Origin of the sequence: Methylocella silvestris (assembly GCF_002891535.1) — a bacterium.
In the GTDB taxonomy this organism is placed as follows: domain Bacteria; phylum Pseudomonadota; class Alphaproteobacteria; order Rhizobiales; family Beijerinckiaceae; genus Methylocapsa; species Methylocapsa silvestris_A.
Window position 1 is genome coordinate 1 of record NZ_PDZR01000045.1, and the last position, 10,009, is coordinate 10,009.

Consider the following 10,009-nt stretch of genomic DNA (forward strand, 5'->3'; position numbering starts at 1 on the left):
TCATGAGCGAATGCCGCGCTTTGACCAATATCATCGGCAATGGCGTCGCCACCGTGGTCATCTCCTGGTCGGAAGGCGAGCTCGACCGCGAAAAACTCAACGTCGCTCTCGGCAAAAAAATCGACGTGTCCGATCTCCAGACGGGGGTCGCAACGTGATCATGCAATGTTCGATCCGCTCTTAAAGATCCCGCCGCTATGGAAGGCTGTCCTGGCCTTCCATAGCGCGACGGGCCGCTTCAACTCTGGAGGGGAATCGTGACGCCTTCCGCGGACCATGATCTCCATCATATTGTCGTCGTCGGAGGCGGAGCCGGCGGGCTTGAGCTTGCGACCCGCCTTGGCGACCGCCTGGCGCGCAAGGGCAAGATCCGGGTGACGCTGATCGAACGCGCGCGCTCACATTTGTGGAAACCCCTGCTTCATGAAATCGCGGCGGGCAGCATGGACGCATCTCAACATGAGGTCGACTATCTCGCGCATGCTTATTGGCATAGCTTTCGTTTTCGATTTGGCGAGATGATCGGTCTTGACCGCGCCAAGCGTGAAGTCCATCTCGCGGCGACTTTCGATGATGACGGAGAGGAGATTACGCCTCCGCGCTCCTTCAGCTACGACACATTGGTCATCGCCGTTGGGAGCACGACCAACGATTTTGGTACGCCGGGCGTCCGCCAACACGCCATATCGCTCGAAACGCCGGAACAGGCCGTTCATTTCAATCGAAGGATTGTGAATGCATGCTTCCGCGCCCACACGCAAGCGGCGGCGATCAGGCCCGACCAGCTCCATGTCACAATTGTCGGGGCAGGCGCGACGGGCGCCGAGCTTTCTGCCGAGCTTCATCATACGACCCGCGCGGTCGTCGCCTATGGCCTCGACAAGATCGATCCATCCAAAGATATTCGCATTACGCTCGTGGAAGGCGCGGGACGGATCCTTCCAGCCCTCCCCGAACGCGTCGCGAATTCGACGGCCTCGCTGCTCGAAGAGCTTGGCGTCGAAATCAAGACAAATGCGAAAGTCATTTCGGTATCCGCAGAGGGCGTTCATCTTGCTTCTGGAGAGACGTTGAAGTCCTCTCTTGTCGTATGGGCGGCCGGGGTGAAGGGACCCGACCTTCTCCGAGACCTCGACGGCCTCGAATCCACGCGCAACAACCAGCTTGTGGTCATGCCAACCCTGCAGACGACCAACGACCCGGACATTTTTGCGATGGGCGACTGCGCGAGCTGTCCGCAGCCGGGCTCGGACCATCCCGTTCCTCCGAGGGCGCAGGCCGCCCACCAGCAGGCTTCGCACATTTTCGGGCAGATCAAAAGGCGCCTCGCGACCAAGCCTTTGACGCCTTACGTCTACAAGGATTTCGGGTCGCTCGTTTCGCTCGGACAATACAGCACGGTCGGCAGTCTGATGGGCTTCGCGGTCGGCAAGAACATGCTGATCGAGGGCTATTTCGCCCTGTTGATGTATCGGGCGCTCTACAAAATGCATCAGATCGCGTTGCACGGCGGCGCCAAAGTGTGCCTTGATACCTTGGGTCGGCTCATCACGCGGCGAACGCTGCCGCACGTCAAGCTGCATTGATGTCGCGGCAAGAGTCGGGGCGGGGCTCGGCGCCGGCTTCGGTTAAGTTTGTCCGGCGAACGCCTATCGACTATGATGCTCCTTATTCGCAGCTCAGCGTAACCGGGGCCGCATGGAGCGGAATGTCGCGGAAGTCGAGAAGGCGAGGTGGGCAATTATTCTGCCCGCTCTCCTCGGCGCGCTGGTTGTCGGCGTCGTCGCTGGCGCCGTGGTCGCGGCGGGCGACATAGCCGTTAAAATCAGATCCGAGAGAATAATTCAGCGCGGTCGGATTGAAGCGGAACGCTACGCCGCATTGCTGGCGTCTGAACTGCACAGGTTCGATTATTTGCCGGAATTATTGCGATATCATCCTTCCATCATTTCTGTTCTTCAGGCGCCTTCCGACCCGAGTCGCATTGCGGCAGCAAACCGCTATCTTGAGGAAGTCAATCGCGCGGCCGGAAGCACGACGCTTTACCTTCTCGATCTGAAAGGTGTGACGATTGCGTCGAGCAATTGGAGCGAACCCACCAGCTTTGTCGGCCGCGATCTTTCCTACCGGCCATATTTCGTTAATGCATTGCAGACGGGATCTGACCGCTTTTATGGAATAGGGACGAACAGCGGAACTCCAGGCTACTATTTTTCAAGAGCGCTTCGTGCTGAAGGAGCTCCCGGAGGCGTTGGTGTAGTCAAGGTGAACCTCGAGCGTTTTGAAGTCCATCCTTTCACAATGCTGGGGGATGTGATCATTACCGACCAAAACGGCGTGATCGTCCTGTCGTCCCGCCCGCAGTGGCGCTACAAGACGATGACGCAGCTCTCGGAGGCGGTGCTCGCCAATCTTAACAATGCCCGCCAATATGAAAACGTTCCTCTGACTCCTGTCGGCATTGTGACGGAGGAATCCTTCGGCGGAGGGGCCGCAATCGTTTCTCTTCCGAGCGACGCGCCCGGCACTGGCCGGGTGCGATTTTTGGCTCAGGAACTGCATCTTGACGGCTCTGATTGGGAGATCGCGATTCTGTCCGATCTGTCCGATGTGCTGATCGTCAAGCGCTGGACCCAGCTGATTGTCGCCCTCGTTGGACTCGCTCTCATCCTGTTCGTTTTGTTCTTGTTACAGCGCAGGCGCGCGATCCAGCTCGAACTTGCCGCAAAAGAGTTCCTCGCTCGCGCCAATATCGAGCTCGAACATCAGGTTAAGCGGCGAACGCAGGCTCTTGTCGCGGCCAATGAAACGTTGCGCGCAACCCAGGACGAACTGGTTCATTCCGCCAAACTCGCCGCGATCGGCCAATTTGCGGCCGGCGTCACGCATGAACTCAGTCAGCCGCTGGCGGCCATCCGCGCATTGGCCGACAATGCGGAGGTTTTAATCAAGCGGTCCGAGATCGATACGGCGAACGGCAATCTGCAGATGATCGGCGAACTGGTCGAGCGCATGACCAAGATCACCGGGCAGCTCAAGCTCTTTGCCAGAAAGGATTGGATCGAGGTCCAGGCCGTGTCGGTCAATTGCAGCGTCAACAACGTCCTGCGGATGCTGGACGAAAAGATCCGACAGGTGGGCGCCAAAGTCGTTTTTTCGGAGGAGGGCGGAGATCTGCTAGTGGAGGCGGATCCGGGCGGCCTTGACCAAATACTCATCAATTTGACAAGCAATGCTATCGACGCAGTATCCGGCGCCTCGGCGCCGCTGGTTGAGATCGGGGCGCGTCGCGTCGACCGAACGACGATCATCTCCATTCGAGACAATGGCGCAGGCTTGACGGAGGTGGTTCTTTCGCGCCTTTTCGAACCCTTCTTCACGACGAAGACGGCCGGCGCCGGTCTAGGGCTCGGCCTCGCGATATCGGAAGGCATCGCGCGGAAATACGGAGGTTCATTGCAAGCCTCCAATCGTCCCGGGCAGGGCGCAGAATTTCTGGTTATTTTACCCTCGCATCGGAAAATGGCAGAGGCGGATAATGAATGAACGGCTAAAGGTATTATTCGTCGACGACGATAAGGCCATTCGCTTCGCCACGGCCCAGACGCTGGGCCTCGCCGGGCTCGAAACCGTGACTGTCGAGACAGCAGAGGCGGCGTGCGACAAGCTCCACGCCAACTTCCCGGGGATTCTCGTCGCGGACTTCAAACTTCCGGGCATGGATGGAATAGCTCTGCTGGAACACGCTATGCGGATCGATCCGACGTTGCCGGTCATCGTCGTTACCGGCCATGGCGACATCGCCTTGGCGGTGCGCGCGATGCGGACTGGCGCATATGATTTCATTGAAAAGCCTGTCGGATCAAACCACATTGTTGGAGTCGTCAGGCGGGCGTTGGAGAAACGGCGGCTGACTTTCGAGATTAACGATCTACATCACAGGCTCGAACAGAAAGCTGGCATCGAAAGAATCCTCATCGGCGACTCCGCCACCATGGTGGCATTGCGCCGGGATATCCTCAACCTCGGTCCTGCGGCGCCCGATGTTCTCATCCAAGGCGAAACCGGCACAGGAAAGGAGCTCGTCGCGCGCGCCCTGCACGATTCGTCGCCAGGACGCACAAAACCCTTCGTCGCCATTAATTGCGGCGCCATTCCAGAGTCGATGTTCGAGAGCGAACTCTTTGGCCACGAAAAGGGAGCCTTCACAGGAGCTCAATCGCAACGCGTCGGGAAGATTGAATATGCTTCCGGCGGAACCTTGTTCCTGGATGAAGTTGAGTCCATGCCGTTGTCTTTGCAGGTCAAATTATTGCGCGTGCTGCAATCGCGCCAGCTTGAGCGTCTTGGATCAAATCGGCCGATCGACATTTCCATTCGGGTCGTGGCGGCGACAAAGACCGACTTGCAGGCGTTGTCGGATGCGCGCCAATTCCGGCACGATCTGTATTTCCGGCTGAATGTCGTTACGGTCTCCGTTCCGCCCTTGCGTGAGCGACGGGAGGATATTCCGTCTCTCTTCGAACACCATGTTTTGTTGGCGGCGTCTCGCTACAAGCGTGATGCGTCTCTGGCTAGCGAACAGCTGATGCGCGACCTCATGGCATATGACTGGCCGGGCAACGTTCGTGAACTCGGAAACGTCGCCGCCCGATTTGTTCTGGGTTTGGTAGACGGTCGATTCAATCTGAACGGCGCCCCTAAAAGCGCCGAGCGGCCCCTAAAGGACATCGTAGGCGAATTCGAACGCGGACTCATCGTGGAGACTTTAAGGCGTAACCACGGCGATGTCATGGACGCCTGTGAGGCATTGGGAATACCGAAGAAGACCCTCTACGACAAAATGCGGCGTTACGCGCTCAACGGCAGCGAGTATCGATGATGCAGTAAAAATTGCGGGTGTTTTCGCAAGGGTCCGGTTAAAATCCGATCCTTGGCATTATGCGCCGTTCCTCAAGGCCGGCGCATAATGCCAAGGATCGTAAGCAGTCTCTTCGCAGCCAAAACGGCGGCGATATGCGCCGACTGCGGGTCCATCCTGGCGGGCGTTCGCCCTTGTAGTCGACATGATCGCTCCAGTTGCTTCAAGGCGGCGCGCCCAGGCTAGCGCACGATTCGGCTTGGTTCATCGGCATCTGTCCACCCGCACGGCCCGCACCAGAGCGGCGGCGGAAAGCAGGACCGCGGCGGCGGCGACGGCGCCGCAGACGAGTCCGGCCGGCGTCAATCGCGCCGAAGCTTTCATCGCAAAGCTGCGACCCCATTGAACCTCGACGACCGCTTTCATTTCCTCGGGATGCGTCAGGACCTCCGCCGGCGGCTCGTTGAGGAATGGAGCGCGACCATCGCCGATCGTCGGCCGCCGTGTTTCGAAAGTGAGGCTCATGGCTTGTCCTTCCCTAATCTGGCGCTCGGTCCCTCGCGGTTCTCGGGAACGACCTCGCCGCCGATCGGACGGCACGGAATATGCCTGCTGAATTCGACATGACCGACGTTTTGATAAAACATGTCAAATCGTGGAAGATCGAGACGAAGCCGCCGCTGGAGTGGCTGGTCGTCTGGACCGATTTACCCTGTGATCCCTCGTCGCCTGGCTTTGACGCCGCCGCAAAGCAGCAGCTGATCGATGGCGCGGTGAAGCTTATGGCCAGGCTAAAAGGTCCCGAGCGGTGCTTTATCTGTTCGCCGGACTGTCCAGGCGGGCAATTGATCTAGCCAAGAGGGATGTCGCGAGCCGGCGTGTGCGCCGCTTCCAAGGGTCCTCAACGATGCCGACGCTGGAGGCTTCAATTTCATTGAGTTCGCGCGGCGGCTGAAGGCGTCGCAGTAGGGGCGCGCGTGGCGACAAAAATCGGCCATATGCTTGATCACTCCGGCGAAAACATCTGGCTCGAACTCCTGGGCAGTATGTCAGGCTCGCCGCAACCCGGCGCCGCGTGTCCATGCTGAACTATGCGGTTCCTGATTCGCACGAGCCGTGGGCAAGCGCGCCGCGCAATGGGCGCCCATGGTTGAGCTCACCGACAATAGTGCTCTCCATCACTTCGAGATGCACGCGAGTGGCGAGACAGCTTCCATATATTACGTATTACAAAATAACAGGCTTGTGCTGGTCCATGCCGAAGTTCCGTAAGCTCGCCGGACGCCCTAGCGGAGGCTCGCCGCCGAGGACGGCGAATCGCGCCAAGATGCGATCCCATTGCTGCGTTCATCCAGCGGAATCCGGAGTATAAGGATCTTGTCGCCGAGGCGTAGCCGGACGGCGATCGGCGATCGCCTCGATCGGGCGCATGGCCGGAGACCTGAAACGCAGACATTGCCGGGACTAGGCAGCGCAATGACCAAGCCAAGCGATGACGACGCCAGTATCGAGGTCAGTTCGCCGGCCTGCTCAATGCACGAGGCGGATGACGCCTATATGGGTTTTCTCGGGAAGGACGAGTTGACGGCTTTGCTCAATGAGCTGCACGAGGCGGGGCGCGCCGCGGCCCGGGTCGCAATTGAGAGCATACACGCGGCGGGCGGCGGCCCGATCGCGGAGCTGATGCGAAAGATTCAATGGGATGAAGCGTGCTGGCAGACCATGTTGATCCGGCGCATCATAGCGCTAGACGGGACGCTCTCTCCGAAAGCTGACGCTTCCTACAACGAGGCGATGGCCATCGCGGATCTCGGCGAGCGCATCGCCTTGCTCAATCGGAGCCAGGGCTCCGTGGCGCGAAAACTTCACGGGGCGCTGCCGCGGGTGCGGGATGGCCGGCTGCGCGCGGACCTTGCCGAAAAGCTGCGCTCCCTTGAAGACAACATTGCGCTCATCGACGATGTTGTAACGCGCAATTCGTAAATGCGTGAAGCGCTGCGCAGACGCGGCTAGTTTAAGACGGCGGACCCGACTCCGTCCGCCATATATACAGATAAACTGATAAGTTTATCTTTACAGATAACCTTTATCTGATATAGCGGCTGCATGGACGTCACGCCAGACAATCCCCAAACCATACTAGCCTCAGCCCTGGCGCAGGACCTGCGCGCCTTGCTGGGCAAGCTGAAGCGCCGCTTGCGCGAGCAGGCGCATGTCGGGGACCTGACTCCGTCTCAGGTGTCCGTGCTGCTGCGCCTGGAGAAGGACGGCCCGACGACGGCCTCAAACCTTGCCCGGGCGGAGGCAATGCGTCCGCAATCGATGGGCTCGGTCGTCGCCGCGCTGGAGAGCGCAGGCCTGTTGAGTGGCGGGCCGGACCCCACGGATCGACGGCAGACTCTGCTCTCGATCACGGACGCCTGTCGCAAATGGGTCGAGGAAGGGCGTGCGGCGCGCCAGGACTGGCTGAGCCGCACGCTCCAGGTGCGTCTGTCGCCGGAGGAACAGGCCAGGCTTGCGGAGGCCGTCGAGCTGCTCAAGCGGCTCGTCGACGACTGACGCGGCTCCGCGGCGGCCATGCCGGCCAACCGCGTCGTGATTTCAAGAGGAGGCTCCATGGCGCTGACCACGCTCGATCCGGATACCGCCCTGATCATCGTCGACCTGCAGAAGGGCATCGTCGATCTTCCCGCTATCCACCCGATTGGCGACATCATCGCGCGGGCTCGGGCGCTCGCCGACGCTTTCCGCGAGCGCGGCCTGCCGGTAGTGCTCGTCAACGTCGCCGGCGGCGCGCCGGGCCGGACGGAGCAGCCGCGTCAGACGGGATCCCGTCCGGAAGGGTGGACCGACCTCATTCCGGAGCTGAATCAACAACCGGGCGACATCGTGGCGACCAAGCGGACCTGGGGCGCCTTCGCCAGCACCGGTCTCGAAGGGCTGTTGAAAGCACGGGGCGTCACCCAGGTAGTGATCGCGGGCGTGGCCACCGGAACCGGCGTCGAAGCGACTGCGCGCCAAGCCTATGAACAAGGATTCAACGTCACCCTCGCCACCGACGCGATGACCGACATGCGTCCCGAGGCGCATCACTACAGCGTCAGGAACGTCTTCCCGCGGCTCGGCGAGACCGGAACGAGCCAGGAGATCATCGATCTCTTGCCACCAAGGAGCGCCTGAGATGCCCGGGCTTTCGCTCCTCTCCTATTTCTTTGGCGGCATCTTTCTCGCGAACGCCATACCCCATTTCGTCAGCGGCATGATGGGTCGGCCGTTTCAGAGCCCGTTCGCCAGGCCGCCGGGCCAAGGGCTCTCTTCGTCGACCGTCAATGTCCTCTGGGGGGCTTGCAATATCGTCGTCGGCTATGTCCTCATTTGCCGCGTCGGCGATTTTAGATTGGGGAACACAGGCGACGTCCTTGCATGCGGCGCCGGCGCGCTCCTGATCGCGCTTTTTTCGGCCCGGCGCTTTGGCCGCCTCCACGGCGGCAATCAGCCGGAGCATCCATGAAGGCTCCCTTTACGGGCGTCTTCCGGTCCCTGCGCGGTTTCAACTACCGCATCTGGGTCGTCGGCGCCTTCGTCTCCAACGTCGGCACATGGGTGCAGCGGACCGCCCAGGACTGGCTGGTGTTTACCCAGCTCTCTCATCACGACGCTTCGGCCGTCGGCCTGGTCATGGCGCTGCAGTTTGGGCCGCAGTTTCTTTTCCTGCCTTGGACCGGCTTTGCGGCCGACCATTTCAACCAGCGTAAGCTGCTGATCGCTACGCAGGCGACGATGGGCGGACTTGCGCTGGCGCTGGGGATTCTCACCGTCGCGGGCGTTGTCCAGCTCTGGCATGTTTACATCTTCGCATTTCTATTTGGCAGCGCGGCGGCGTTCGATGCGCCGGTGCGTCAGACCTTCGTCGCGGAGCTGGTCGGCGATGAAGACCTGCACAATGCGGTGGCTCTGAATTCAACCTCGTTCAACGCCGCGCGGATGATTGGCCCGGCGCTCGCCGGCGTGATCATCGCCGCGACCGGGACTGGCTGGGCCTTCCTGATCAACGGCGCCTCGTTCGTTGCGGTGCTGATCTCCCTCGCATTCCTTCGCATCGTCGAGCTCCGTCCGAACGCCAGAGCCCAACGCGCCCGGGGAAGCTTCACCGAGGGGTTCCGCTATGTCTGGGGGCGCGGAGATCTCAAGGCGATCCTGGTCATACTGTTCCTGATCGGAACGTTCGGCCTCAACGTCCCGATCTTCATCTCCACCATGGCGGTCAGCGTTTTTCATGCCGACGCCCGCGGATATGGCCTGTTGTCGTCGATCATGGCGATCGGCACGGTGGCGGGCGCGCTGTTGAGCGCCAACCGCAGCAAGCCGAGGTTCGGCTTGCTGCTGGTCGGCTCCGGCGTCTTTGGGCTCGGCTGCACACTGGGCGCCCTTGCGCCGAATTACTGGTTCTTCGCCGGCGCCCTCGTCGTCATCGGCACGGCCGCGCTGACCGTCACCAACACAACGAACAGCCTGATGCAGCTCTCGACAGAGCCCGCCATGCGCGGGCGGGTGATGGCGCTGCGCGTCGGCGTCGCGCTCGGGGGTACGCCGATCGGAGCGCCGATCGTAGGCTGGATCGCCAACCACTGTGGGCCGCGCTGGGCGCTTGGCGTCGGCGCGGTCTCCGGCCTCGCCGCCGCCATTGTAGCCGCTGGCTTCCTCGCTCAGCAATTCCGGGGGCCTCAAACGACCCACGCCGATGGGCCATCAAGGCCAAGTCATGAAGGTGGATCTGAGGCGCCCGCGATCATTGTGCGCGAAGGCGACTCCAAAGTCTAAGCAATCGAAGACAAGGCTGTCATTCCCATGATCCAAACCTCTTCCGCCGGTTAGAAAAATAAAGCATCCTTTGAAATCCCATCTGCCCGCATCTCTATCGTAGCGGCTTGGAGGCAAAGGCGATGGAGTTGCTCGACGCCGAGGCCTCATTCTTCAACCCTGGACTTGCCCCGGTTTAGTGGAGAGGCAAACGGTCGTCGGTTTGCTGCTCGCTCGAACTGAGCGGGGCTCCTATAGCCGAGCGCCGAGTGGCGCCGGATCGGATTGTAGAAGCCGTCGATATAGCGGGCAATGGCGGTGGTCGCGTCCTGGCGGGTCAGGAAGACG

Annotated in this window: 12 protein-coding genes and 1 pseudogene; 11 read left to right on the top strand and 2 right to left on the bottom strand. The window is 60.8% G+C overall.

The window, feature by feature from the left end:
* The 4 genes and pseudogenes from CR492_RS21270 to CR492_RS19890 form a co-directional block, all read left to right on the top strand.
* A pseudogene (locus tag CR492_RS21270) lies at nt 1–158 on the top strand (dicarboxylate/amino acid:cation symporter); the annotation flags it as partial.
* Nucleotides 159–254: 96 nt separating this feature from the next.
* Complete coding sequence (locus CR492_RS19880) at nt 255–1,586, top strand: NAD(P)/FAD-dependent oxidoreductase (RefSeq protein ID WP_102845457.1); 1,332 nt, start codon at nt 255–257, stop codon at nt 1,584–1,586.
* Between the two features lie 112 nt (nt 1,587–1,698).
* Nucleotides 1,699–3,546: an ATP-binding protein gene (locus tag CR492_RS19885; RefSeq protein ID WP_102845458.1), complete on the top strand. Its 1,848-nt coding sequence runs from the start codon at nt 1,699–1,701 to the stop codon at nt 3,544–3,546.
* A complete protein-coding gene (locus tag CR492_RS19890) occupies nt 3,539–4,882 on the top strand; it encodes a sigma-54-dependent transcriptional regulator (protein ID WP_102845459.1) in 1,344 nt (447 codons plus the stop codon). The genes CR492_RS19885 and CR492_RS19890 overlap by 8 nt, the downstream gene beginning before the upstream one ends.
* 243 nt (nt 4,883–5,125) lie before the next feature.
* Here the strand turns inward: CR492_RS19890 and CR492_RS19895 are convergent, their stop codons facing one another.
* On the bottom strand, nt 5,126–5,386 hold the full coding sequence (locus CR492_RS19895; protein ID WP_102845460.1) for a hypothetical protein: 261 nt from the start codon (nt 5,384–5,386) through the stop codon (nt 5,126–5,128).
* A gap of 80 nt (nt 5,387–5,466) precedes the next feature.
* Here CR492_RS19895 and CR492_RS19900 point away from each other — a divergent pair, with 80 nt between their 5' ends.
* The 7 genes from CR492_RS19900 to CR492_RS19925 all read left to right on the top strand — a co-directional run bounded on the left by CR492_RS19900 (nt 5,467) and on the right by CR492_RS19925 (nt 9,682).
* Nucleotides 5,467–5,715: a hypothetical protein gene (locus CR492_RS19900; protein WP_102845461.1), complete on the top strand. Its 249-nt coding sequence runs from the start codon at nt 5,467–5,469 to the stop codon at nt 5,713–5,715.
* A 462-nt stretch (nt 5,716–6,177) separates the two neighbouring features.
* Nucleotides 6,178–6,255, top strand: coding sequence for a hypothetical protein (locus CR492_RS21565; RefSeq protein ID WP_432431227.1), 78 nt, complete (start codon nt 6,178–6,180; stop codon nt 6,253–6,255).
* An 82-nt stretch (nt 6,256–6,337) separates the two neighbouring features.
* Nucleotides 6,338–6,844 carry a DUF6306 domain-containing protein gene (locus tag CR492_RS19905; protein ID WP_180982647.1) on the top strand — a complete coding sequence of 169 codons (507 nt, stop codon included), beginning with the start codon at nt 6,338–6,340 and terminating at the stop codon, nt 6,842–6,844.
* Between the two features lie 123 nt (nt 6,845–6,967).
* The gene (locus tag CR492_RS19910; protein ID WP_102845462.1) at nt 6,968–7,420 is read left to right on the top strand and encodes a MarR family winged helix-turn-helix transcriptional regulator; all 453 of its coding nucleotides are present in this window, start codon (nt 6,968–6,970) and stop codon (nt 7,418–7,420) included.
* Between the two features lie 57 nt (nt 7,421–7,477).
* Nucleotides 7,478–8,041, top strand: a complete 564-nt coding sequence (locus CR492_RS19915) for an isochorismatase family protein (RefSeq protein ID WP_102845466.1) — start codon at nt 7,478–7,480, stop codon at nt 8,039–8,041.
* Between the two features lies 1 nt (nt 8,042).
* Nucleotides 8,043–8,372: a hypothetical protein gene (locus tag CR492_RS19920; RefSeq protein ID WP_102845463.1), complete on the top strand. Its 330-nt coding sequence runs from the start codon at nt 8,043–8,045 to the stop codon at nt 8,370–8,372.
* On the top strand, nt 8,369–9,682 hold the full coding sequence (locus CR492_RS19925; RefSeq protein WP_102845464.1) for an MFS transporter: 1,314 nt from the start codon (nt 8,369–8,371) through the stop codon (nt 9,680–9,682). The genes CR492_RS19920 and CR492_RS19925 overlap by 4 nt, the downstream gene beginning before the upstream one ends.
* A 146-nt stretch (nt 9,683–9,828) precedes the next feature.
* Here the strand turns inward: CR492_RS19925 and CR492_RS19930 are convergent.
* Nucleotides 9,829–10,009: IS3 family transposase (locus CR492_RS19930; protein ID WP_146030346.1), on the bottom strand; the 181-nt coding region annotated here is incomplete at its 5' end.

What these genes read in the sequence shown, in the direction of transcription:
- CR492_RS19905 (WP_180982647.1), top strand. Translation starts at nt 6,338, where the DNA reads ATGACCAAGCCAAGCGATGACGACGCCAGTATCGAGGTCAGTTCGCCG.
- CR492_RS19890 (WP_102845459.1), top strand. Translation starts at nt 3,539, where the DNA reads ATGAATGAACGGCTAAAGGTATTATTCGTCGACGACGATAAGGCCATT.
- CR492_RS19900 (WP_102845461.1), top strand. Translation starts at nt 5,467, where the DNA reads ATGCCTGCTGAATTCGACATGACCGACGTTTTGATAAAACATGTCAAA.
- CR492_RS19915 (WP_102845466.1), top strand. Translation starts at nt 7,478, where the DNA reads ATGGCGCTGACCACGCTCGATCCGGATACCGCCCTGATCATCGTCGAC.
- CR492_RS19925 (WP_102845464.1), top strand. Translation starts at nt 8,369, where the DNA reads ATGAAGGCTCCCTTTACGGGCGTCTTCCGGTCCCTGCGCGGTTTCAAC.
- CR492_RS19920 (WP_102845463.1), top strand. Translation starts at nt 8,043, where the DNA reads ATGCCCGGGCTTTCGCTCCTCTCCTATTTCTTTGGCGGCATCTTTCTC.
- CR492_RS19895 (WP_102845460.1), bottom strand. Translation starts at nt 5,386, where the DNA reads ATGAGCCTCACTTTCGAAACACGGCGGCCGACGATCGGCGATGGTCGC.
- CR492_RS19910 (WP_102845462.1), top strand. Translation starts at nt 6,968, where the DNA reads ATGGACGTCACGCCAGACAATCCCCAAACCATACTAGCCTCAGCCCTG.
- CR492_RS19885 (WP_102845458.1), top strand. Translation starts at nt 1,699, where the DNA reads ATGGAGCGGAATGTCGCGGAAGTCGAGAAGGCGAGGTGGGCAATTATT.